The sequence below is a fragment of the Halapricum hydrolyticum genome, assembly GCF_025517535.1.
Lineage (GTDB): Archaea > Halobacteriota > Halobacteria > Halobacteriales > Haloarculaceae > Halapricum > Halapricum hydrolyticum.
Window position 1 is genome coordinate 1 of sequence record NZ_JAOPKC010000018.1, and the last position, 22,379, is coordinate 22,379.

At 61.9% G+C, this 22,379-nt stretch carries 29 protein-coding genes; 9 read left to right on the forward strand and 20 right to left on the reverse strand.

Annotation, left to right across the window (positions count from 1 at the left end; translation table 11 throughout):
• The first annotated feature begins 253 nt into the window (after positions 1-253).
• The 3 genes from dcd (at position 254) to OB916_RS12940 (ending at position 2,511) form a co-directional block, all read left to right on the forward strand.
• Positions 254-841, forward strand: a complete 588-nt coding sequence (dcd, locus tag OB916_RS12930; protein WP_315909710.1) for a dCTP deaminase — start codon at positions 254-256, stop codon at positions 839-841.
• 109 nt (positions 842-950) lie between these two features.
• The gene (locus OB916_RS12935; RefSeq protein WP_315909711.1) at positions 951-1,847 is read left to right on the forward strand and encodes a thiamine-phosphate synthase family protein; all 897 of its coding nucleotides are present in this window, start codon (positions 951-953) and stop codon (positions 1,845-1,847) included.
• Position 1,848: 1 nt separating this feature from the next.
• The gene (locus tag OB916_RS12940) at positions 1,849-2,511 is read left to right on the forward strand and encodes a class I SAM-dependent methyltransferase (RefSeq protein WP_315909712.1); all 663 of its coding nucleotides are present in this window, start codon (positions 1,849-1,851) and stop codon (positions 2,509-2,511) included.
• Between the two features lie 45 nt (positions 2,512-2,556).
• Here the strand turns inward: OB916_RS12940 and OB916_RS12945 are convergent, their stop codons facing one another.
• The 3 genes from OB916_RS12945 to OB916_RS12955 all read right to left on the reverse strand — a co-directional run bounded on the left by OB916_RS12945 (position 2,557) and on the right by OB916_RS12955 (position 4,596).
• Positions 2,557-3,489 carry a sulfide-dependent adenosine diphosphate thiazole synthase gene (locus OB916_RS12945; RefSeq protein WP_315909713.1) on the reverse strand — a complete coding sequence of 311 codons (933 nt, stop codon included), beginning with the start codon at positions 3,487-3,489 and terminating at the stop codon, positions 2,557-2,559.
• Positions 3,490-3,573: 84 nt separating this feature from the next.
• Entirely contained in the window at positions 3,574-4,011 is a 438-nt protein-coding gene (locus tag OB916_RS12950) for a DUF7473 family protein (protein WP_315909714.1), read from the reverse strand.
• Between the two features lie 24 nt (positions 4,012-4,035).
• Positions 4,036-4,596: a TATA-box-binding protein gene (locus OB916_RS12955; RefSeq protein ID WP_315909715.1), complete on the reverse strand. Its 561-nt coding sequence runs from the start codon at positions 4,594-4,596 to the stop codon at positions 4,036-4,038.
• A 135-nt stretch (positions 4,597-4,731) separates the two neighbouring features.
• Here OB916_RS12955 and OB916_RS12960 point away from each other — a divergent pair, with 135 nt between their 5' ends.
• Complete coding sequence (locus OB916_RS12960; protein WP_315909716.1) at positions 4,732-5,766, forward strand: methyltransferase domain-containing protein; 1,035 nt, start codon at positions 4,732-4,734, stop codon at positions 5,764-5,766.
• A 16-nt stretch (positions 5,767-5,782) separates the two neighbouring features.
• On the opposite strand, the gene OB916_RS12965 is transcribed toward OB916_RS12960, so the two are convergent.
• The 6 genes from OB916_RS12965 to OB916_RS12990 all read right to left on the reverse strand — a co-directional run bounded on the left by OB916_RS12965 (position 5,783) and on the right by OB916_RS12990 (position 9,352).
• Positions 5,783-6,346, reverse strand: coding sequence for a GTP-dependent dephospho-CoA kinase family protein (locus OB916_RS12965; protein ID WP_315909717.1), 564 nt, complete (start codon positions 6,344-6,346; stop codon positions 5,783-5,785).
• 1 nt (position 6,347) lies between these two features.
• Complete coding sequence (gene spt4 / locus OB916_RS12970) at positions 6,348-6,554, reverse strand: transcription elongation factor subunit Spt4 (RefSeq protein WP_390884087.1); 207 nt, start codon at positions 6,552-6,554, stop codon at positions 6,348-6,350.
• Complete coding sequence (locus OB916_RS12975) at positions 6,551-7,123, reverse strand: DNA-directed RNA polymerase (protein WP_315909719.1); 573 nt, start codon at positions 7,121-7,123, stop codon at positions 6,551-6,553. The genes spt4 and OB916_RS12975 overlap by 4 nt, the downstream gene beginning before the upstream one ends.
• 3 nt (positions 7,124-7,126) lie before the next feature.
• Complete coding sequence (locus OB916_RS12980; protein ID WP_315909720.1) at positions 7,127-7,504, reverse strand: PIN domain-containing protein; 378 nt, start codon at positions 7,502-7,504, stop codon at positions 7,127-7,129.
• Complete coding sequence (locus OB916_RS12985) at positions 7,501-8,733, reverse strand: translation initiation factor IF-2 subunit gamma (RefSeq protein WP_315909721.1); 1,233 nt, start codon at positions 8,731-8,733, stop codon at positions 7,501-7,503. Before OB916_RS12985 ends, OB916_RS12980 begins: the two co-directional genes overlap by 4 nt.
• 70 nt (positions 8,734-8,803) lie before the next feature.
• A complete protein-coding gene (locus tag OB916_RS12990) occupies positions 8,804-9,352 on the reverse strand; it encodes a mechanosensitive ion channel family protein (protein WP_315909722.1) in 549 nt (182 codons plus the stop codon).
• A 153-nt stretch (positions 9,353-9,505) separates the two neighbouring features.
• On the opposite strand from OB916_RS12990, the gene OB916_RS12995 reads away from it, so the two are divergent.
• Complete coding sequence (locus tag OB916_RS12995; RefSeq protein WP_315909723.1) at positions 9,506-10,117, forward strand: DUF502 domain-containing protein; 612 nt, start codon at positions 9,506-9,508, stop codon at positions 10,115-10,117.
• An 80-nt stretch (positions 10,118-10,197) separates the two neighbouring features.
• On the opposite strand, the gene OB916_RS13000 is transcribed toward OB916_RS12995, so the two are convergent.
• Both OB916_RS13000 and OB916_RS13005 read right to left on the reverse strand, forming a co-directional pair.
• A complete protein-coding gene (locus tag OB916_RS13000) occupies positions 10,198-11,130 on the reverse strand; it encodes a branched-chain amino acid transaminase (RefSeq protein WP_315909724.1) in 933 nt (310 codons plus the stop codon).
• A gap of 121 nt (positions 11,131-11,251) precedes the next feature.
• Positions 11,252-12,139, reverse strand: coding sequence for an NAD-dependent epimerase/dehydratase family protein (locus OB916_RS13005; RefSeq protein WP_315909725.1), 888 nt, complete (start codon positions 12,137-12,139; stop codon positions 11,252-11,254).
• Positions 12,140-12,309: 170 nt separating this feature from the next.
• On the opposite strand from OB916_RS13005, the gene OB916_RS13010 reads away from it, so the two are divergent.
• Positions 12,310-12,480, forward strand: a complete 171-nt coding sequence (locus tag OB916_RS13010) for a DUF7837 family putative zinc-binding protein (RefSeq protein ID WP_315909726.1) — start codon at positions 12,310-12,312, stop codon at positions 12,478-12,480.
• A gap of 40 nt (positions 12,481-12,520) precedes the next feature.
• Here the strand turns inward: OB916_RS13010 and ribB are convergent, their stop codons facing one another.
• The 9 genes from ribB to OB916_RS13050 all read right to left on the reverse strand — a co-directional run bounded on the left by ribB (position 12,521) and on the right by OB916_RS13050 (position 19,826).
• Complete coding sequence (gene ribB / locus OB916_RS13015) at positions 12,521-13,195, reverse strand: 3,4-dihydroxy-2-butanone-4-phosphate synthase (protein ID WP_315909727.1); 675 nt, start codon at positions 13,193-13,195, stop codon at positions 12,521-12,523.
• Positions 13,182-13,877: a DUF120 domain-containing protein gene (locus OB916_RS13020; protein ID WP_315909728.1), complete on the reverse strand. Its 696-nt coding sequence runs from the start codon at positions 13,875-13,877 to the stop codon at positions 13,182-13,184. Before OB916_RS13020 ends, ribB begins: the two co-directional genes overlap by 14 nt.
• 136 nt (positions 13,878-14,013) lie before the next feature.
• Complete coding sequence (twy1, locus tag OB916_RS13025; protein WP_315909729.1) at positions 14,014-14,997, reverse strand: 4-demethylwyosine synthase TYW1; 984 nt, start codon at positions 14,995-14,997, stop codon at positions 14,014-14,016.
• 161 nt (positions 14,998-15,158) lie between these two features.
• Positions 15,159-16,241, reverse strand: coding sequence for a hypothetical protein (locus OB916_RS13030; protein WP_315909730.1), 1,083 nt, complete (start codon positions 16,239-16,241; stop codon positions 15,159-15,161).
• Positions 16,238-17,887 (reverse strand): ATP-dependent helicase, encoded by a 1,650-nt coding sequence (locus tag OB916_RS13035; RefSeq protein WP_315909731.1) that lies wholly within the window; start codon positions 17,885-17,887, stop codon positions 16,238-16,240. Before OB916_RS13035 ends, OB916_RS13030 begins: the two co-directional genes overlap by 4 nt.
• Positions 17,884-18,879, reverse strand: a complete 996-nt coding sequence (locus tag OB916_RS13040; protein ID WP_315909732.1) for a hypothetical protein — start codon at positions 18,877-18,879, stop codon at positions 17,884-17,886. Before OB916_RS13040 ends, OB916_RS13035 begins: the two co-directional genes overlap by 4 nt.
• 305 nt (positions 18,880-19,184) lie before the next feature.
• The gene (locus OB916_RS17045; RefSeq protein ID WP_390884086.1) at positions 19,185-19,400 is read right to left on the reverse strand and encodes a hypothetical protein; all 216 of its coding nucleotides are present in this window, start codon (positions 19,398-19,400) and stop codon (positions 19,185-19,187) included.
• Positions 19,390-19,626: a hypothetical protein gene (locus OB916_RS13045; RefSeq protein ID WP_315909733.1), complete on the reverse strand. Its 237-nt coding sequence runs from the start codon at positions 19,624-19,626 to the stop codon at positions 19,390-19,392. The genes OB916_RS17045 and OB916_RS13045 overlap by 11 nt, the downstream gene beginning before the upstream one ends.
• Entirely contained in the window at positions 19,626-19,826 is a 201-nt protein-coding gene (locus OB916_RS13050) for a hypothetical protein (RefSeq protein WP_315909734.1), read from the reverse strand. Before OB916_RS13050 ends, OB916_RS13045 begins: the two co-directional genes overlap by 1 nt.
• Positions 19,827-20,041: 215 nt before the next feature.
• On the opposite strand from OB916_RS13050, the gene OB916_RS13055 reads away from it, so the two are divergent.
• The 3 genes from OB916_RS13055 (at position 20,042) to OB916_RS13065 (ending at position 21,666) form a co-directional block, all read left to right on the forward strand.
• Complete coding sequence (locus OB916_RS13055; protein ID WP_315909735.1) at positions 20,042-20,566, forward strand: hypothetical protein; 525 nt, start codon at positions 20,042-20,044, stop codon at positions 20,564-20,566.
• Between the two features lie 435 nt (positions 20,567-21,001).
• Positions 21,002-21,232 (forward strand): hypothetical protein, encoded by a 231-nt coding sequence (locus tag OB916_RS13060; protein WP_315909736.1) that lies wholly within the window; start codon positions 21,002-21,004, stop codon positions 21,230-21,232.
• Between the two features lie 50 nt (positions 21,233-21,282).
• Positions 21,283-21,666: a hypothetical protein gene (locus OB916_RS13065; protein ID WP_315909737.1), complete on the forward strand. Its 384-nt coding sequence runs from the start codon at positions 21,283-21,285 to the stop codon at positions 21,664-21,666.
• The last annotated feature ends 713 nt before the right edge of the window (positions 21,667-22,379 follow it).

The following is a 22,379-nucleotide window of genomic DNA, read 5'->3' on the forward strand; positions in this document are numbered from 1 at the left end:
AAGACCTCTCCCGCTACGCCCGCCCCCTCCGAGAAGTCCTCGACCGCTTCGAAACCGAATCCGAACACGAATTCTACTTCCCCACCGGACCCGGATCCGAGGAGGCTGCCTTCCCCGAGGAAGAGTAGCCGACAGGGTGTCGTTTTCGCGCTCGCGTGACACGGCCGACAATACGAGCGACGTGACAGCAGGATCCTCGCCCCGCGTTCCCGAGAACGGGAACCTTTAGACTGCCGGGGCTCGGAATACGCGTATGATCCTCTCGGATGCGGACATTCTGCGACGTCTGGAAGACGGCGATCTGGTGATCGAACCGCTGGATGATCCGGACATTCAGATCCAGCCCGCCAGCGTCGATCTCCGCCTGGGGCGGGAGTTCCTGGAGTTCCAGCGAACGAACATCCCCAGCATTCACCCCAACAGCGAACAGGAAGTCGAAGAATACGTCGAGGAGACTGTCGTCGAGGAGGGCAAGGAGTTCATCCTCCACCCGGGTGATTTCGTGCTCGGAACGACATACGAGCGCGTCGAGATCCCGCCGGATCTGATCGCGCACGTCGAGGGGCGATCGTCGCTGGGCCGGCTGGCGATCGTGGTGCATGCCACAGCCGGCCTGTGCGATCCCGGATTCGAGGGCAAGATCACCCTCGAACTGTCGAATCTCGGGACTGCTCCGGTAGCACTCTCGCCCGGGATGCGGATCTCGCAGCTGACGTTCACCGAGCTGAAGACGCCGGCCGAGCGGCCATACGGCGAGGAGCGGGGATCGAAGTACCAGGACCAGAAGGGGCCGCAGGCGTCGAAGATACAGGGGGATCGGGAGTTCGGAGGCGACCAATGAGGCGAGTCTCGTCTCGCGAGTCTGTCGTCGAGAAGCGACGTGGAGTTCGGAGGCGACCAATGAACGGGCGCGAGCACTGCGAGCGATCGATCAACGGAGGGAGCCAGTAGTGCGCTTCATCGAAGAAGTCGTCGTCGAGGAGTTCCTCCCGACGTTCAGATCGCTGCTGGCGGAGGCGCTACGCGAGCGTGGGTTGACCCAGAGCGAGGTCGCAGACCTGCTGGGGATCAGCCAGAGCGCCGTCTCGAAGTACGTCCACGGCGAGGTCGAGCGCAACGAGCGGCTGCTCGCGGACGACCGTCTGGCGGAGCTCGTCGAGCAGCTGGCCGACGGGCTGGCCGCCGGCGAGATGACACCCGTCCAGGCGCTGGTCGAGGCGGAAGTGTTCGTCCGGCGACTCGAGCGCGGGGACCTGCTATCGAAGCTGCACGAGGAGGCGTTTCCGCCGCTGGCCGAGTACGAGGACGAGTTCGACATCCACGACCCCGAGAGTCAGCTCCGGCAGACCGAACAGGTCCGCTCGTCGTTGCGGCGCGGGTTGCGCGTCCTCGAAAACACGAGCGGATTCGCGAGGTTGATCCCGGCAGTGGGGTCGAACCTCGTGGAGTGTCTCCCGGACGCGAACGGAATCGACGACGTGGCCGCCGTACCGGGCCGGATCCTCGACCTGAAAGGGCGGGCACACGTCCCGGGCAAGCCGGAGTTCGGCGTCAGCGAGCACGTCGCGGGCGTGTTGCTTGCCGCCCGAGCGGCCGGAAGCGACGCCCGCGCGGCGCTGAACGTCGGGTACACGCCCGAGACGGTCGAACAACTCGAAGCACAGGGACTGACGACCGCGCAGTTCGACGCCGAGCGCGAGGCCGAGACGGCGATCAGCGAGGCGCTATCCGACGAACCCGACGCGGACGTGCTCTACCAGACCGGCGGATTCGGCGTCGAGCCGGTCGTGTACGTCCTCGGTCCGGACGCGCCGACTGTCGCCGGGATCGTCCGAGAGATCGTCTGACATGAGCGACATGAGCCGCGTCACCGATTTCTACGAGGGGTTGGCCAGCTGGTACGATCCTCTCGCAACTGCACCTGTGGTTCGTGGCTGGCGAGCGATGGCTGCGGAGGAACTGTCGCTCTCGGCCGGCGATACGGTCGTCGAAATGGGCTGTGGGACGGGCGCGAACCTGCCGTACCTGCGCGAGCGCGTCGGCAGCGAGGGACGGGTCGTTGGGATCGACCTCACCCCGGGGATGCTCGATCGGGCCAGAACGCGGATCGAGCGGGCCGGCTGGGCGAACGTCTCGGTCTGTCGCGGCGACGCGGCGCGGCCGCCGGTCACGGAGGCCGACGCCGTACTCGGATCGTTCGTCGTCGGGCTGTTCGACGACCCCGCGACGACCGTCGACCGCTGGCTCGACGTGCTCCGTCCGGACGGTCGCATCGCGATCCTGGAGGCTGGCCGGAGCGAGCGCACGGTCGCAGCGCCGCTGAACCTCGCGTTTCGACTGTTTCTGCGGTTCTCCTCGCCGGGTGGCTGGCAGCGAGGGCGTTCGCCCGCCCGGGAACTCGACCGGAAGATCACCACCGCACAGGAGGTGATCGCCGCGCGGACGGTCGAGCGGCGATATCGAACCGCCGCGCTCGGACTCGTCTCGGTCACGTCCGGGCGACTGGAGTGACTCGGTACCGCGCGGTGTGGTCGGTGCGGAGTTCAACTTGAGGTTCTAGTCGTCGGCGGGCGCGACGTCCTGGCTGGTCAGATCGACCGGCCGGGCGTCGACACCGAGTTCGTCGAGCGCGACTTGGGCTGCGCGCTTGCCCGAGACGAGCATCGCGCCGAAGGTCGGCCCCATCCGCGGGAGGCCGTAGGTCGTCGCGGTCGCCATCCCGGTCACGATCAGGCCGTCGTGGGCCAGTCCGGTGTGTTCGACGACCGCGTCCTCGCTCTGGCCGACCCACATCGAGTCGTGCCCGGGCGAGTCGTGCCCGGGCGCGCCGTAGCTGTCCTCGTCGGTCTGATCCATGCCCGTAGCGTTCGACTGGGCGTCCTGGATGCCCGGCGCGTCGAGGACGCCGCGCTCGTCGAGTTTCTTGACCGCCATGGCGTCGTGACCGGTCGCGTCGATGACCAGATCCGCCTCGACGGCGATCGGATCGACGCAGGTGATCTCCCGGGGCAGCGAGTGCACGGGCGTCCAGTTCATGACGATTCCCCCGACCCTGTGATCCTCGCGGATGACGATGTCCGTGAACTCGGTCATGTTCTGCATCTTCGCGCCGGCGTCACACGAGGCCTTGATCAGCCCCGAACAGGCTTCCGGTCCGTTTGCGACGTACAGTCCCTCGGTGTCTTTGGACCGCTTGTAGTCGACCGCCAGTTCGTCCAGCACCTGCTGGGCCGGATCCCGGACGGTGACCTTGTTCATCAGGAACCCGCCGAGCCAGAACCCGCCGCCGAGGTAGTTGTTCTTCTCGACGACCATCGTCTGGACGCCCCGCTCTGCGAGTTCCTTCGCGGCCATCAGCCCCGACGGCCCACCGCCGACGACGATCACGTCACTGTCTGAGAAATCCATGAACTCCTCGGTCCACTCCTGGCCGATCGCGCGCGTCACTTCCGCCTCACCGACGTCGCTGAACTGGTCGAATTCGGCCATACAACTCAGTTATATTACCGCGTGGTTAATAGGGTTTGTGGAACCCGTGAAGGTCGGAAAACCGAAACGGGCGACGGGCCGGCGCTACAAGAGGCCGAACAGGTTCGCCAGTGCGATTCCCAGGACAGCGGCGAACGCGAAGTGCAACAGTGTCAGGACCGCTGTCGGGACGACGTCGAGGTCGTAGACGCGACTTATCGCCAGCGCGTCGGCCGAAAGCGTCGCGGCGACGACGATCAGCACACCGAGTCCGCGAGAGACGAACCCCACACTCTCGAGTCCGTACCGGCCGAGCAGCACTGAGACGAGCGCCGGAGCGGGAGCGACAGCGGCAGCCTTCTGTGTCGGCACTGTCCCGATGAAAAAGGTCGCTGCGAGATGCAGCGTGACGGCGTAGAACAGCGTCGCAACTACGAACGCCACGAGAAGTGCAAAGAGACCGCGACCGATCGGGGCCGCCTGAAGAGCGTGCGATCCCGACAGCGCGGACGGAGCGACCGCGTTCGTCACAGAGACCCACATGGCTTCACGTGTCGTGACCGAACGCTATTCGAGCAGACCGAGCTCTTCGAGTCGAGAGACGATCTTGTCGACTGCTTTCTCGGCGTCTTTGGGTTCCTTGCCGCCAGTGATGACGAGTTTCCCGGACCCGAAAAGAAGCGCGACGACGTCAGGTTCCTCGAGACGGTAGACGAGGCCGGGGAACTGCTCGGGCTCGTACTCGATGTTCTCCAGTCCCAGCCCGATCGCAATCGCGTTGAGGTTGAGGTTGCGACCGAGGTCCGCGGACGTGACGATGTTCTGGACGACGATCTCGGGGTCCTCGTCGACCTGAATCTCCAGGTCACGCAGTTTGTCGAAGACGATCCGCAGGCTCTCGTGGACGTCGTCGGTACTTTTCGCCCCCGTACAGACGATCTTGCCCGACCGGAAGATCAGCGCCGCGGATTTGGGTTCCTGGGTCCGGTAAACGAGCCCCGGGAACTGCTCGGGATCGTAATCCGCCCCCTCGAGATCCATGGCCACGCTCTGGAGGTCGAGTTCCTGGCCAATACCCGTCGAGGCAACGACGTTTTCGATGTTGATGGTTTCCTTGGGGTCAACCATGTCTCGGGCTAACAGTCGTATTTAAGGCTTATAAAGGTTGGTATTTAATGTTTATAAGCGAGGGTAGTCGATCCTCACGGACGAGACGCGGCCGCGATCGGGTCGTTTATACTCGTCTCGGGCAGTTGTCCCGATGTGTACGTCCTCGAACTCGCCGGACAGGACGACGGGTTCGCCGTCGCCGAGGCAGCCACAGCTGCGAGTGACGTGACGCCGATCGCCGCGGGACTGGCGACGGCGCGCGGGCTCGAGGCGGGCTTCGAAACGCTCGCGTTCACCCATCGGGCGGCCGAGTTGATCGGCCTGACCGGCGTCACTATCGAGAGTGCGGTCGCGCTGCTCACCGCGGCGGGTATCGACAGGACGGGGACAGTCGCAGTGCGCGCGCGAGACGTCCGCTCGACGACCGGGATCGACACGCAGGCCGCCGAGCGTGCACTCGGCGACGTGCTGGTCGAGCGCGGCTTCACGGTCGACCTGGACGATCCCGATCACGTCTTGCAAGCGCTGTTCGCCGGACGCGACGGGGCGAGTGCGGTCGAATCCGGCGGCGCGTCGCCGACTGGCGGGCAGGACGTAATCGACCCGGACGACGGCGTCTGCGCGCTGGGCTGGCTCGTCGCCGAGACCGACCGCGATTTCGCCGACCGCCAGCCGACAGATCGGCCGTTCTTCCAGCCCGGGAGCATGGAGCCGGCGCTGGCGCGCGCGATCGTCAACCTCGTCGGCGCGGGCCCGGACACGACGATCCTCGACCCGATGTGCGGGACCGGCGGGCTCCTGCTGGAGGCGGGTCGGGTCGATGCGACGCCGATCGGCGGCGACGTCCAGGCGAAGATGGTCCGCGGAACCCGAGAGAACCTCCGCGCGCTGCTCGCGGGTCCGTGGCACCTTTACCGGGGAGACGCGGGGCGCGTCCCGCTGGCCGACGACAGCATCGACGGCGTGGTCTTCGACGCGCCGTACGGTCGTCAGTCGAAGATCGAGGGCGACCTCGACGACCTCGTCGCCGACGCGCTGGCCGAGGCACGCCGGGTCGCCACTCGTGGTGTCGTTGTCGGCGATCGCTCCTGGGCTGGGGCCGCCGAGCGCGTCGGCTGGACGGTCGAGGCGACGTTCGAGCGACGGGTTCACCGGTCGCTGGTCAGGTACATTTCGGTTCTGCGGTGATGAATCGGTCGCCGAGTCACCGAAGAGCGAGCGCGTCGCGGGCACGACCGTACTCGCCGTGCATCCGTTCCAGCAGCGATCGGGCGTGATCTCGGGTCTCCGGACCGGCGGTGACGAGCACCATCCCTTCGCCGGGCTGGCCGTAGACGACGCTCGCGCCGTCGGGGACGGCCAGGATCGCCGGCAGCGTCGCCAGATCCTCCTCACCGTCGACGACCACGAGCGTCGATTCGTCGGCATCGATCGCCCGCCGGAGCGTCGACAGGAGATCCGCGGTCAGCGTCCCTGCGGGATTGGTCGCAGTATGCCGACTGTCGAACGCAGTCGGGCCGTTATCGCCGACGACTGCCGCTTTGACGTCCTGTTCGACGGTTTCGCGTTCGGTCCGCTCGTCGACGAGCGCAACGGCTGGCGTGTGGCCGGCCTCGAGGAGGTGATACGTGACGATATCGCCGACCGCGACGATCGGGGTCGTCGCATCGGCTAACAGACGTTCAGCGTCGGTATAGACCGGTCCCAGCGGCGTTTTCAGTTCGCTCCGAAGGTCCACCGGGAGTTCGAGCACGACGTCCCCGGGCACGTTAACGAACCTTCAGTGCGTACCTGCCGGGCTCGGTGATCTGCATCTCGCCGGCGATTTCGGATTCCTCGGGATGTGCGATGACGACGTAGCCGGCCCAGTCTTCCGTCAGCGAGGTCGATCCGCAGGCCTGGCAGGCGTCTTCCTCGGAAATATCCGAGTCCTGAACGCGATGACACTCTCGACAGACCAGCCGAGTCGCCATCAGTTCTCACCCGCCTGGGCCTCGCGTGCCTTCCGTTCCTCTTCGAGCCAGCCGTGCTTGCCCAGTCCGACCTGCTTTGCGGTGAGCCCGATCTTGCTGTCGCGAGGGTTGCGCTCGTCGATGGACTTGGTGACGATCCGGGCGCGGACGGCGTCGCCGACACCGAGCGTCCGGTTGGAGTCGCGAGAGGCCAGCATCTGCCCTTCCTCGTCGTAGGCAAGGTACTCGTCGGAGATCTGGCTGACGTGCAAGAGTCCGTCGACGGGACCGATCCCGACGAACGCGCCGAAGTTGACGACCTCGACGACCTCGCCGTCGACGATCTCCTGCATCTGGGGATCGAAGGTCAGCGCGTCGAACTCGGCCTCGTAGTAGACGCCGGGCTGGTTGGGCAGTACCGACCCTTCGCCGATGTCGTGGACCTCGATCACCGAGACGACCGAGCCGACGTCTTCGTCCATGCGACCTTCGAGTTTGTCTTGCAATAGTTTCTTGATCAGTTCTGGAGACACGTCTGCGAGGTGTTCGGGGGGAACCTCGACCGTGTCGCGGAGTCGTGCACGTTTGTACATATGTTATGGGTGAGTGATAGCGAGTTTGTGCTCGCCGCGTAAACTAATTACCGGAACGCCAGCAGCGAGCAGACGTTCCTGCAACGGTCTGTCGTTCGTCAGGGCGTACTCGACACCCTCGCGCTGTGCGACCGCCAGCACGGCGTCGTCGGCGTAGTCCGGCGCTGCCTCGACCATCCGGCAGCGATCGGCCAGGTCGAGGCCGACGCTTGCGGCCGTCGCCTCCTCGCTCGCGCCGCCGGACAGCGACTCAAGCTCCGCGAGCACCTGCGCGGGGACGATCGGATCGACGGATCCGAGCAGCCGCTGCAGTTCCTCGAACACGCGGACATCACATTCGACGGGCATCATCAGCGCGTTGGTGTCGAGGACGACTGTCATTCCCGCAGGGTTCCGATGCCGATCAGCCGCCAGCGAGTGCCGACGCGTCGGTTGATCGCGATCTTGGCGCCCTCGCGAGCACACACCGGGCGCTTGAGCGCGACTTCGGCTTCCTCGTCGCGAGCACTGGTGACCGTGCCGACAGTCGTAGCGGTTCCGACGGTCAACATGAGTGGCTCGTTGGTCGAGATGGGTTCGACCTCGTCGGCCTCGTCGCCGACGATCCGATCGAGCAGCTGAACGTCCATCGTGAACTGCTGGTGGACCGGCGGTAGCGTTCCGGGTGGACCGGCGATCTGTCCGGCGAGTCCGTCGCCCTTCGTCAACGACGGGTCGAGGCCGGTCCCGACACCCAGCAAGCCGCCTGGCGTCGCTTCTTCGACGCTCTGGCCGCCGGCCTGCAACGAACGGATCGTCGCCGTGACCGGTTCCCACTCGCTCTGGCCGCCTTCCTCGACCTCACGGCCGGGCCGGAGTTCGATCTCGTCGCCCGGTTCGAGCCGTCCCTGGGCAAGACTGCCGCCGAGCACGCCGCCAAGAAGCGATTCCCAGGTCGTCCCCGGCCGATTGATGTCGAAACTCCGGGCGACCAGCATCTCGGGATCGGCGTCGGGATCACGTTCCGGCGTCGGGATGTGTTCCTCGACGGTCTCGATCAGCAGGTCGACGTTCGCGCCGGCCTGAGCGCTGATCGGGACGATCGGCGCACCCTCCGCGACCGTGCCCTCGACGAACTCCTGGATCTGTTCGTAGTTCTCGCGGGCACGCTCGGCGTCGACGAGGTCGATCTTGTTCTGGGCGATGACGATGTTCTCGATCCCGATGATGTCGAGCGCCATCAGGTGCTCTTCGGTCTGGGCCTGGGGAACGTCCTCGGTTGCCGAGATGACCAGGACCGCGCCGTCCATGATCGCCGCACCCGACAGCATCGTCGCCATCAGCGTCTCGTGTCCCGGGGCGTCGACAAAGGAGACCGTCCGCAAGTGCTCGGTCTCGACGCCGTGTTCGTCACACTCCTTTTCGACCGTGTATGCCGACTGATCGTCGCACTCGGGGCACTGCCGGAACGTCGCGTCGGCGTAGCCCAGACGGATAGAGATACCGCGTTTCATCTCCTCGGAGTGCTGGTCCGTCCACTCTCCTGAGAGGGCCTCGACCAGGGTCGTCTTCCCGTGGTCGACGTGGCCGACGAGTCCGATGTTCACCTCCGGTTGATTGTTCGATGTCATCTCGAAAGTAATCTTGCTGGAACTTGGCTCCGTGCGCCTGATAAACCTACTGTTCTCGCCGCCAGCAGTCTCACTCCGGCGAGGACTGCCAGGTCCACCGCGACTCGACGTTGCGGTTCGCGAGCACGACCAGTTCGCCGCTGTCCAGTCGGAGCCGACTCTTGCGTAGCCCGATAGATTCGACTGTCCCGGTCACGGATTCAGTCGTAACCGTGTCGCCGGGGTTGAAGTCTGGATCCCGCAGCAGGTACACGCCAGCGACCGTGTCGGCGATCATGTTCGACAGCGCATACGAGACGCCCAGCGCGATGAACCCGGCCGCGGTACCGAGGCTGGCGGCAATCGCGCCAAGCCCGAGGATACTCAAAAACGTCAGTCCGGCCCCGAACCACAGGAACACCACGACGATCAGCACGAACAGATCGGCGATCAGCGCCTGTCCGCCGTAGACCTGGCCGATCACCGACCGCAGGACGGCCGTCGCGATCTTGATACCGAGGTAAGCGATCACGAGAAAGAGCAGTCCCGAAATTACTCGCGGGATCGCGCCAGCCAGGTCGGCTCGAAACGATTCGAGGATCGATTCGACAGTGATAGCCGCGATCGGTACGCCGAACATGCCAGTACATCACCCGCCAGCCGGATATGCGTAGTGCCGGCGCAGAGCAGTCAGTTCCCAAGGCGCGCCTCACGTCTGGATCGACGTCGATCGACCGTGGAGCGCGAACGACAGGCGACAGTATCATTACGCACACGCCCATGGGTTAGCACAATGTCGGCAACGTGGAAACGCGATTTCGCCAGCGGCCTGATCGTCCTCTTTCCGTTGCTGGTGACGATATTCGTACTCACCTGGCTATACAACCGGATCAAGCAGGTCCCGCTCCAGGGGGTGGTCGAGTCGGAACCACTGCAGGTTCTGCTGACGATCGTCGTGTTCATACTGCTGGTGTTCGCGATCGGTTACCTCATGCGGACGGCCGTCGGATCGCTTCTCGAAGCCGGACTGGACGACCTGATGAACCATCTGCCGGGGCTGCGCGTCATCTACAACGCCTCGAAGATGGCCGTCGAAACGGCCGTGGGAGGAACAGACGAATTACAAGCTCCGGTCAAGGTCGAAACCTGGAACGGGATGCGGATGACTGCGTTCAAGACGGGCCAGCTCGCGTCCGACGGGCGCGAGCTTCTCTTTCTGCCGACCGCACCGAACATCACGACCGGATTCGTCATCGAGGTCGAACCCGACGAGTACGAGGAACTCGACGAGAGCGTCGAAGACGCGCTGACGCGGGTTCTCAGTGCCGGGTTCGGCGAGTCCAGCGACAACGAAGTCTCGCTGGACATCCCCGTCGAGAGAGTGAACGACAAGCAATCGGAGTAGGCGGTGAGCAATCCGGCACTCACAGCGTGCCAGCCAGTCAATCAGTCGAGACGAGCGTGTGGCAGTTGATCAGCGATTCGTCAGACGAACGTGAACCAGCCTTCAGGCTGCCCGTCCTCGACGACCTCGAAGAAGCGCGTCTGGATCTCGTCGGTGACCGGGCCTTTCGTCCCGGCACCGATCTCGTTGTCGTCGACCGTCCGGATCGGCGTGATCTCCGCCGCCGTCCCGGAGAAGAACAGTTCGTCGGCGGTGTACAGCTCGCCCCGAGAGATCGTCGCGTCGTCGTGGACGGTATAGCCAAGCTCCTCCGCGAGTTCGATCACGGTCCGGCGAGTGATCCCGTCGAGGATCGACTCGGCGAGACCCGTCGTGTAGATCTCGCCGTCCCGGACCAGAAAGAGGTTCTCGCCGGGGCCCTCGGCGACGTTGCCCTCCTTGTTGAGGACGATCGCCTCCTCGTAACCGTTGCCCTTGGCCTCGAGGCTGGCCAGCACGCTGTTGACGTACGTTCCCGTGGTCTTGGCGTTGGTCGGGATCTGACTCGAGGAGTACTTCCGCCACGAGGAGACCGCCACGTCGACGCCCTCTTCGAGGGCCTCCTCGCCCAGGTACGCGCCCCATGGCCAGACGGCGAGCGCGACCTGCACGGGCGACGCCTGGGGGTTCAGTCCCAGCGGTCCGTACCCGTAGAAGGCGATCGGCCGGATGTAACCCGACTGCAGATCCTCACGGTCGATGAGTTCGCGCGTGGCCTCGTCGAGTTCGGCTTTCGTGTAGGGGATGTCGATGTCGTAGACCTTCGCAGAGTTGTACAGGCGATCGAGGTGTTCCTCCCAGCGGAAGATCGCCGGCCCCTGATCGGTGTCGTAACAGCGGACGCCCTCGAAGACGCCCGTCCCGTAGTGCAGCGCGTGGGTCAGGACGTGGATCTGCGCGTCCTCGAAGTCCACGAACTCGCCGTCGAGCCAGATCTCCTCGACCCCCTCGAACATCTCCGGTCGGTCACTCATCGGTCGACCCTCCATCCGTCGTGCTATCGGCGTGCATACGTCCCCCAAAGAGGGGGACCGTTAAGAACGTTCACGGTCTCCGTCCGAGAGGAACTCTCCGAAGTACATCGGGCGTCACGGCCTACAGGTCGCGCCAGGAGTGGCGGGGCACCCAGTCCAGCAATTCGGCCGCCTTGTCCGTCTCGATCAGCGACTCGTGGCCCGCAAACTCCGCCCGCAGGTCGACATCTGGATAGCGCTCGGCGACGACTTCGGCGGTCGGCGTCTCGCAACTCGTGTCAGGGGCCGACAGGAAGACCGATTCGTGGCCCGTGAAGTCGGCCTCGACGGCCAGCCGGATCGCGCGGACGGCGTCGTCGATGTCGAGATACGAAAAGAGAGTGTTGTGATCGGCGTGCATCCGACCCGCCGCCTCGATCCCCGGCAGGCGACGGTCGGCCTCGAGGAAGGTCTCTCGTTGCGTCTCGCGGTCAGTCACCCACGGGAAGCGCAGCGAGGTGATCGTCCTCGGCGAGCCGTCGCGTCGGCCGAACCCGTCGGCGACCAGTTCCAGGGCCTGCTTGCCCATTCCGTAGGCATTGGACGGTTCGAGCGGGACTGATTCGTCGATCGGCAGATACGGAGGCGAGATCAGGTCGGGTTCGAAGCCCGCGCCCATCGCGCTCAGACTCGACGCCAGCACGACCGTCTCGACGCCCAGTTCCTGGGCCGTATCGAGGACGTGGTAGGTGCTCATCGCGTTGCTCTCGAAGACGGCGTGTCCCGGCTCGTGGTCGGGCGTCGGGATCATCCCGAGGTGAACGACCGCGTCGGGGTCGACCGTCGAAAGCGCCGCCGAGACCGCGTCGAAATCAGTGAGGTTCACCCGTCGGTAGTCGGCCTCGGGGCTGCCCTCGGGCTCCCCGCGGTTGCAGTTGACCGTGTGGTAGCCGTGCTCGTTCAGTGCCGCCAGCGCGGCCCGGCCGATCGTGCCGCTGCCGCCAGTGACGACAATCGTCTCGACGGACATGCCCGACCCACGAGCGCCGGCGGAAAGAGACTGCCGGCCGACTGTTCCCGGAGACTGTTCAGAAAGAACATATTTTACATCATTCCGACCGACGACAAGCGGATCGTCCCATCGGTCTCGACGTCGGTAAGAAGTCGATAACAATACACACGAAGAAACTACTGCGTGGCATGGATAGGACCGGTGACCGCGGGAATAACGACCTCCCGCTCGGAGAGTGTCCGGACTGTCAGGCGACAGTTCCGCGGGAGAACCTGCTGATTCGGTACGTCCCGCGGGAGGGCTGGCCGCGCATTCTCGCCGAGTGTTCGGAGTGTGAGACGGCGGTCTCGCCGGAGTGATACTAGATGGCTTCCGCGCTGTAGCCGCAGTGACGCGGCGTTATCCAAGCCGTTCGATCAGATCACGACCTTCGACGTAGACGAGGTCGTGCCCGGTGGCGTAGGCCCGGGCGTCCGCTGGCGAGAGAGCGCGGCCGGTCTCGTCGTCGAGCATCTCGCAGACGACGACCGCCGGCGGGAGATCGGCGGCCTCGGCGAGTGCGAGTCCGAGTTCGGTGTGGCCCTTGCGGTCATCGAGCAGTTCGGGCGCGGCCCGCAGCAGGTGGACGTGCCCCGGCGATCGGAAGTTCTCGGCGAAGTCGAAGCGTCCGGGGTCGGCGGCGGCCTCGGCCAGTTCGGTGATCGTCAGCGCGCGGTCCTCGTCGGTGATCCCGGTGTAGGTGTCCCGGTGGTTGACCGTCAGCGAGAACGACGACCGCTCGTCGTAGCCCAGCTCGTGATCCGCGGCGGTCGGGTGGTCGATGAGGTCCTGCGAGAACGGCAGGTCGAACGCCTCGGCGACCCCATCCGAGAGGGCGACGCAGATCAGCCCGCCGGCGTCGTTTCGCATCCGAGCGACGGCATCGGAATCAACCGCACCGGCGGGATAGACCATGTCGGTCTCACCTTCCCTGTCGGCAGCGTCGTGGACGAGTACCGGTTCGCCCTCGCGGAACGCTGCGATCGCCTGGTCGATACTGGTCGCTCCGCCGGTGGTATCGTTACTCGTGGACATGGATCGTGAGGTGGTCGCCGTCGTCGGCGTCGAACCGGTCGCGCAGTTTCTCCGGTGCGATCAGTTCGAGCTGGTCGTCGCCGTGATGCGTTCGCTCGGGCGCGATGACGTGGGCACCGTCGTACGTTCCCGCCTCGAACTCGATGGTCGCCGGGTAGCAGTAGGCCGGTCCGTAGGTGCGTTCGTCGTCTTCCCAGCCCTCGATCTCGATCGGATCGAGTGCATCCATCCGCGCCCGTGCGCGAACGCTCTCGACGTCGAGGTCGACGTTCAGTGTCCCCGCGTACGGCTCGTAACCGAGCTTCTGTTCGAACTGGCGCATGTATCCCGGCAGCGTGATGTAGTGGCCGCCCTCGTGCATCCCGCTGGTCAGCCGCCCCGTCAGCGTCACACCGACCTGTGACTCGAAGATCCGCTGGTAGTGAGCGTACTCCCGCTGGAGGAGGGCCTCGCCCTCGCGAGTCACCGACACCCACTGTCCGTCGCTGACGATCTCGCGCTCGAGCATGCCGGCGTCTTCGAGGCTCTGGAGACGTCGTGAAGCCGTCTGATTCGACACGTCGAGCTTGCCGGACAGGCCCGCACAGGAGACTTTCGCCTCGCCGTCGAGTGCGCCGGCCAGAGCCAGCACTTTCAGCGTCCGGAGTTCGTCGTACCCGATCACCCGTCCCGACAGTTCCATACCCGAAACTGGGATATCCTGGCTGATAAGCATACCGACTATTGTACGCGTCCCAAAATTGGAATGGAGAACCGTGAAGATACGCCGGGCGAGCACCGGATCATCGGGTGGACACTGGATCCCCGAGAGGCGAGCGTCACTGTGAGGATTCGGCGAGCGGATCGCCCGCCCAGAAGTCGCTGTCCTTCTGCAGTTTCGGGACCCAGGTGTCCGAGTCGGTCGCGAGCATGGCAACCCGGGAGTCAGGCACGTCCACGAGGTGGTCGTGTTCGGGCAGGAACCCGCGGACCTCGCGTGCGAACGCGACGACATCGTCGTGATCGAGCATCGACGAGCGATCGAGACGACTCCGGGAATGGCCGACGTGCATGTAGGCTTTCAGTTCGAGAAAGTCGGCGTCGGCGCGGTCGACCATCGCGGCGTACCACGCGGGACGGGAGTCGTTCTCGCCGCCCACGAGGGTCGTCCGGATCACCGTCCGGGTGTCGTCTTTCCCGGCGAGCACGTCCAGCGTCTCGATCAGCCGCTCCCAGAGATCGTCCTCGGCGGGCTTGACAGTCTCCTCGAAGGTCTTGCGGTCGGGCGCATCGACAGAGACGTACAGTTGGGTGGGGTCACACCGTTCGAGCATCTCCGGTTTCGTGCCGTTCGAGACCAGGAACGTCGTGATATCCCGGTCGTGAAACTCCTCGATGAGTTCCGGCAGGTGCGGGTAGAGGGTGGGTTCGCCATCGAGCGATATGGCGACGTGACGCGGCTCCATCGCCTGCTCGAAGACTTCCCGCGGGACGTCGTCGTGGCCGCCGTAGCCCGACAGGAGCTTCCGCTGGAGTTCGATCGTGGCGTCGGCGACCGCCGCGGGATCGTCCCACTCGACGTCACCGAGTTCGTATGCGTGGCCGGCGTGATCGCGCCAGCAGAACACGCAGCGCTCGTTGCACTTGACAACCGGCGTCATCTGCATGCAGCGGTGGCTCTCGATGCCGTAAAACGCGTATTTATAGCAACGATCATTCGATACAAGTGCATTATCCGTCCACCCACACGTCTGCACCGCAGTATGGTTGACGCTGTGGTACTCTGGATCGTCAACCTGTTTCGGCCCGTCCGAATCGCTCATAGGCCAGTCAACAACGTGGATACGCAAAAGCAATCTGGTAGGGGAACGGGGGAAAGGATCGGTTCGTGGGGGATAGCCACGCGAGGGTGGCACCGGCAAATGCACAGTCGGGGTGTATAATTCCTTCGAGATTCGTCCGGAGAAAGCAGACTGCCGCGTGGCTATACCTGCAGCGCCTTCAGGAATTGCTCGCGTTCTTCGTCGTCGCTCTCTGCCTTAGCATACAGACCGTGCAGGTCTGCAGGCTTTTCTTCATACCGTGGGATACTCGCGCCGCGTTCTCGAAGGCGCTGCACCGCTTTCCAGTAGTCTTCTCCACTGGGGTAGTCTGACGGACTGGTAATTATCCGCTCTTCAACTGCCACAAGCGCCAGAGCGTCCATGTAGTGCTCGCCGTCCCGATCCATCCAGATTTCATTATCCGGTAGCCACGCTAGTCCGGTCCCTGATTCGCTCTTCCGATACGCCGGATCATAGTCAATAACGCCGCTGTCCCGCTCGCGCGTTTCAGTCGATTTCAGCCTAAGATCCGATTCACCCACACTCTGGATTGCCTTCGAGAGTTCGTCAATATCGTCTGTCGTCTCAACATCGTCAAATTCGCTGTTGTCAATATCCGGCGTCTCTATGGGTGTGTTGTTCGTGGGTGTTGTCGTGGTAAACCGGCGTGAAAGACGGCGAATCCAGTAGTCGCACTCTGTGACTTCCCGATTGCTACGATTCAGCCATGTGCCGGTGACTGCCGTAAATCGCTTGCCGTCGTACACTTCTATCTCGGCGTTCGGGAAGTCTGGATGTGCTGGCAGGTCGTCTTGAATCGTCTTCACGCCGTCCGGCAGTTCCCCAACGCCATAGATGTGGATACCACTACCGGACACAGAGAGATCGGCGTAGCTGTCCATCCGGTCAACCAGCATTAGCGCGAATGGGTGGACTTCACCCGTCTCTGTATCAACCACGTCGTCTAGATCCACCAAGAAAACCGGATCGGCTGGCTCTTGATAGGCGTCACCCTGTCGCTGCACGACAAAGCCAACGCCTTCCAGTTCCGGGTGCATATCTCCCCACTTCTTTGCCGTCTCATAGTCGGTGAAGTTCTCCGGATCGGACCAACTGTACTCATTCTCGGCGTCAGACCACGGGCTGAAGGGTTGCTTCCGTCCATCAATGTACTCCCACGTCACCCACGACTCAAAGCCGGTGAGAACGAACGGATAGGCACCCTCGACTATTTTCAGAGTCATGCTATCACCCGACGTTTGATGTATTCAATCGGTGGGGCAATCGGCCCGTCAAAGAATGTCTCAATGATGTGCAGTTCTTCGCTGGCTCGCGTTGCCCCGACGTAGTAGGTCCGGTGTTCCTCTGCCGCGTGGTCGTCGTTCCGGTGATACCGCTGCACACTTCGCGTGCTCGTACTGGCGAATAGGTAGACTGCCGGTGCCTCAAGCCCTTTCGCCGTGTGGAATGTCCCAACACGGACTTCCTCTGGCGTCAGACTCGCGGGCGCTTCGAGGGCATTCACCAAGGCCGTGAGCTTCCACTGTGGGATATCAAGCCGTTGTGCTGTTTCCAGTGGCGTCAAGTCCTCAAAGGCCGGTCTGACCGCTTCAGCACCGATCAACCCACCCATACCGTTGCCCAACTGTTTCGTTCGTTCCTGGCCGTCCGGTAGGGCCTTGAGCACTTGCCGGACGTTTGACTTCGCAAACTGCTGGCGGTCGTTTCGCCAAGATTCGAGGAAGGCGAGATATTGGCCCATTTCATCGTCCCATAGCCCCTGACGCTTGCCGAGAGTTTCAAACGGTACGCCAGTCCCCTGCAGCACATTCATCACCCGGCGAAGGTGGTAGTTCGTCCGGGTGAGCAACATGACTGAAGGCGTCCGGTCGTACTGGCTTGCTGTCTCTATCACGGCGTCTCGAAGGCCGAACCGATCCCGTACATCCAGCCATTCAACCGTGCCACCGTCGTCTTTGCCACTGAAGCCTCTGCCGTCCGTCTGTGGGTGGCTGTCCAATATCTGCCGGGCTATCTGTGCTACCTCTTCCGGACACCGATAGGACTCTTTCAACGTCTCTGTCTCTGCTACGTCCGTCTCTTCAAAGTACAGCGGTGTCCCGCCACGAAACGAATAGATAGACTGGTTCGGATCACCGCTAATGTAGATTCGCTTCATCTGGCCCGAACCACGCCACTGCTTGAACAGTTTGTACTCAATCGGAGCCAAGTCTTGGAACTCGTCGATCAACAGCACATCCACATTCGGCACTAAGTTCCGCTCTATCGCTTCCTGCAGATAGTCACCGTGCTCGAATAGCCGATCATCGAAGGCGGTTCGCTTGAAACTGTCCCACTCTTCCAGCAGTGTTTCAACACGGTCGCCCGGGATTCGGATATCAACCGGAGCTGTCCGCCACTGTTCTGGCGGCTTGAATGTCTGCCGCAGGTAGTCATTGATAGCGAACAGTTTGTTTCCGGTCTGTTCGGTCTGTTTCTCACCGGAAAGCAACTTTCGAGGATTCGCGGTGTCCGGATCGTACCCCATAGCGTGCCGGTCGCAAAACTCTTGGAACGGATCGGTTTCATCGTCCTTGAACCCACCCTGTTGAATCACCACATCGTCAATATCGCCATCTATCACGTCGTGGCGAAGGCAGAGCGACAACGCCAGTCCGTGCACCGTCTTCGCGCGCTTTTTCACATCGTCGTCTTCCGGAAACACATCAACTAACTCTGGCTTCACGTCCGCTCTGCCGGATGTCGTGAAATTCAGCCACCAGAACCCTGTTGGACCGACACCCTTTCGCTTCTCTTCCCGGAGTTTCCGCTTGAGAGTCGTCGTCTTCCCTGCACCGGGTGAGCCGTCAATCTTCAGCACTTCAGTCATGGTTTCACCTCTGACGTGGCTGCTTCACTTCCAGGGTGGCTATCGTCCGGATCAATCCCCACCGCTGCAGGCTTGAAAGCCCACACGCGAAGGCGTCCGTTGTCTGTCCATGACCGTGGCCGAATCTGACCGTGCAGCACACCCGACGACTTGAGTTTCTTGACCAACTCTGACTTGTCTGCCAGCGTCAGACTCACCGCTTCCATTTGATCGAGGAAGAAATCGTCTGTGACCCACACGACAGGCATACCAGGCTCTATATCCAGGCGGGTGCCGGTTGCCCCTTCGCCGTCGCTGTCAACCCACGCTGTTCGTGGGGAGTTCTCAATGTCGTCTCTGTTCGGCGTTGGCTGGATTGAATCAGCCAAGAAGTCCAAGAACCGCTCGGCAATCACGTCTTGCCCCGACTGTTCGACTTCCGCAGTGACTTCTTTGTGGTCGGCCCAGTAATCGGCTATCGCTTCCCAGTCGTCGCTTGTGACTTCCGCCCGTTCGCCGTAGAAATTGTGGGCAATCTTGTTCATCAACTCGCCAGCGGCGTCATTGACCAACACACCCACGTCAAACTGTAGATCGCCCGTCTGACCACGAAAATCCAGCGTGACGTGCAGCGTTGTGTTTTCGTCCGGTGCCGGGCGGATTTCAACCGGCGTATGCGTCCCCTCGATAATCTCTTTCGCGTCCGGACCGACCAAGTGCACGTCGTCAAGTTGCTTCTTGAGTTCCTGCAGCCAGTCGTGCACATCTTCGCGGATAGCGTCCGGGTTTAGCGTCTCTGCCTCCTTTGACAATTCGTCCCGAATCCAGTTCGCCACAGTCGCCCGCTGTTGGCGTGGATACTGGCCCGAATCAAAGACTCGCTGATAGCGCCGTATGTCAAGATCGGTGCCGTCGTGCCGGACGGTGATATCAAACGTGTTCGTTGCCACCACTTCGAGGCGGATTGTTACGGCACCGCCAGCGAATGACTCTTCATAGCTCGCTTCGGTCATGCCGACCGCCTCCTTTGGTGCACGCACGTAGCCAAGACTGTCAGTCGATTTAGACAGACTGTGTTTTGCCGCAGACCAGTGGTCAGGGTGGTCAGGGTGGTCAGGGGGTTTTCGACCATAGGGGGGGTGGGTAAATTGGGGGTACCCTCCCCCTGTCCTCGCGCGAGCGCGCATTGACAGGCGACCCCCTGACCACCTATGGCAACGTCACTCATGGCGACCACCTTGTGTGACTTCCATGATATGCCGGACTTCTCGCCACCCTGTGGACGGACTCGACTCGCGGCGTAGCTGGCGGTCCCGGATCATTCGCTCACGCCCCCAGTTTCAAGCAGTGTTCGGGCGATTGCCCCGGCGTCGTCGTGTCGGTCAGACAGTCGCTCAAGCGCGTCCGCGTTCTCTCCCACTGCCTCGTGGATTCGTTCGCCACAATTCCGACACTCAAAGATACTCCCACTGTCACGGAACACGTCGCTACTGTTGCACGACGGACAAGAGAAGTCCGCCCGCTCATTCATCATTTTGCCACCCCATAAGCGTCGTCTGTTCGCCCGGCTTGCCCTGCCATTCCTCGAACAGTTCCGGTAGGTCGTCAAGGTCAGGATTAAACCCCTCCTCGCGTTCCCGGCGTTGCCCAATCCAGAGAAGGAACCTAGCGCTGCCGTGAGTGATAGTGTCGTGGTTTGGTGGACTCTGGCCGTCGTTGCCCGGACGAAAACCGTCGTCTGTAAATTGAGAGGCAGCCATCACCGCTCACCCCACACGTCCGCCGGACTGTCGTGCGTATGGTAGGCTTCGATAACCTCCGCGAAACTAGCCTCTGGCGGTGCTCGAAACAGCCAGTGGGCCACGCCACGCTTGGGCCAGTTGCTCGCTTCTTCGGTGTCTTTACTGTCCTCCGCGTTCGTACTCCCGCTAGGCCGGGAGCGGTGTTCGTTCGTCGCCATGATTGGATACCAGGGTGCGAACGTCGCCGCGACCGGCCTACTCTGCTAAACGGCGCATTTATGCCAAAACAGCCCGTTGATCCACGTGTGTAGGACGTGGGCGGGCTGTTTTCCGTCCAACTTTCTACCGTCGAACAGCCACGGCGTCGTTCTATCTCAGACATATTATGGCTAGGGTAAAGTATATAATGGGGCGTTCCTATATTCATAACGCAATGGTTGACGATAGCGAGATCCCCCAAGTGCCGGGCCGGAGCTTCCTCACAAAATCGCAGAGAGAGTACCTATTTGGAAAAGAGTTTGATGACGATAGGGAACGACAGTTGAGGTTTCAAATCAGGAAAAACATCCAAAGCGCGCTGATGGATTTTCAACTCATTTGGAATCTGTCTGAAAAAGACCGCCTACTTGCTACGAAACCGCTCTCATCATACTATCAATTTGAGGGGGTAGCGGACTGGTTGTCTGAGAAAGACCAGGATCTTCTAAAAGACCTATCGGACGTTAATCTCTCCGAAGGCGACGAGCACATTGGTGGATTAATGCACGAAGGCATTGTGGACTTGCTGATTTTGTACGCCACTAGTTACGGGATTGGCACCTTTGAGAATTTGATCCAACGGGCGCTTGATGAAGCAGCTTTCAAAACAGCCCTTGAGATGGATCGGGATATTGGAGCATTCGACGTGCAGATACAACGGACTGAATCAGTGACTGACGCCTTGCCGGAAGAGGACTGACCCTGGCCGTCCTATTATAACTGATTTTAGTCCCTTCTACCAATTGTAATGAGTCAACACCGACCGGAGAAGGGTATTGCCCTATACTCGGATACGGAACGTGACTTGTGGGAACGTGCGGAAGCGAAAGTTAGGCAAGACATGGGGAGAAGCGCCCGCGAAGGAGAAGTGCTCGCTAAAATCTGTGCTGAATATCTCGGGGAAGAGAAACCATTCAGGGAGATCGAAGCATGAGCCAGAGACAACGCACCGGACTGTTGAATGTCCAACTCCGGCGTGAAACCGATCAACAGGTGTGGCAAGAGGCAGAGCAAGCGGTGGCAGAGTCGCTTGGGGTTGATACAGACGACCTATCACGGGCTGACGTAGCGCGGGAACTCGCGGAAGCCTACACCGGCAGAAACCCGCTTGGCGGGTGGCGGGAGGATTGAGACAATGAGTGGAACCCACGGCGGCACCGGGCGCGCGGACCTAGCCCTAGCGTTGCTCACCTTCGGCGGGATCGTTGCCGTCACCGGCTGGATTGCGAACAGTGTGTTGGGGGAGTTATCGGGCATAGACCGGACTGGTACCGTCGAAGGGTGGTATCTGATTTTAGGCGTCCTAATGCCTGTGCTGGCTATTCTCGGCGTTGTGGCGTATTCAATCTGGAGTGGATACCAATGAGTCGAGATCGCACCTTTCGCCCGCGAATCAGTCGTGAAGAGAGAGACAGGGTGTACCAACTGGCCGAACGGTTGAACGGTGCCGAAGTGACCGGCGGGTTCCCAAAGGCGCTACGGCTGCTGCTACGCTGGTTTACGGTGATTCAGGAAAACGTCAAAGAGTGTCCTGAGTGTGGCAACGACGACCTACACGACTGGTTTGAGACAGACAACGGTGATACTGTCGAACTACCAGATGGAAAGTGGTACTGCACCGAATGTGGGGAACCATTCGACGTATGGGACTACGTAGGCGTCGAAAACAGGGAGCAAGCACAGTTCCCAATCTTCCGTGATACCATTCGCTACACCTTCGAGGCAGACGACAAACCGACTGGAAACGTCGCTACCGAAGTGGACGTGTCGGGTACCAATCCGATCAACGACTCTTGGTAGTGTCTGTTTCGGCACTTTTGACTATCACGTATCAGACACCACTCCCCGATGTATGGATAGAGGACATTCTACCAGGACAGGGTAATACGGGCGGCACAGACTTCACAGAACAGAAATTCAGAACGAACCACTACCACAAGCAAGCGGCATACAATGTATCAATATAACGTATAGAGCAGAATGGTACCCAAGTTGTAGTGGGTGCAGGGTGGGACTGGCGGCAGGGTCACATCTACGGCCAGTGAATCGGCTACTGTCCGGCGATTAGGCGGCTGTGAGTGAATCGGATAAGCAACCCTATAACGGACAACACGCGAAAGGCAAGACTGCTCTGGATTCCTAACGCTGTCGCTGATACATACACGGTATCGGGGACTACAGTTAGGGTAAGAACGTGCGAAGCGGTGTCTGTCGTCTGTCGGTGGACGGTCGTACTATGTGGCTCGAAGGGATGGGGACACACACATACACACGGGCCTACCGTCCTATGCGTACTACAGATTTTCCTGTACCAGCGTATCGGCTGGTTTGTCAAACTCGGCGTCGATCCCCAGTTGGTGCAGGAAGTGTCGGGCGTCACCCCGTCCGATTCGAGCCTCTTGGGTAAATTCAAACATCGTGTCGCACTCTCTGGCGAGCTGTTCCATCGTTTCGCGGTCAAGGTGTCGTGGTAGTTCCGTCGTCATGATGTGGTACAAGCCTTGTGCGTTGTG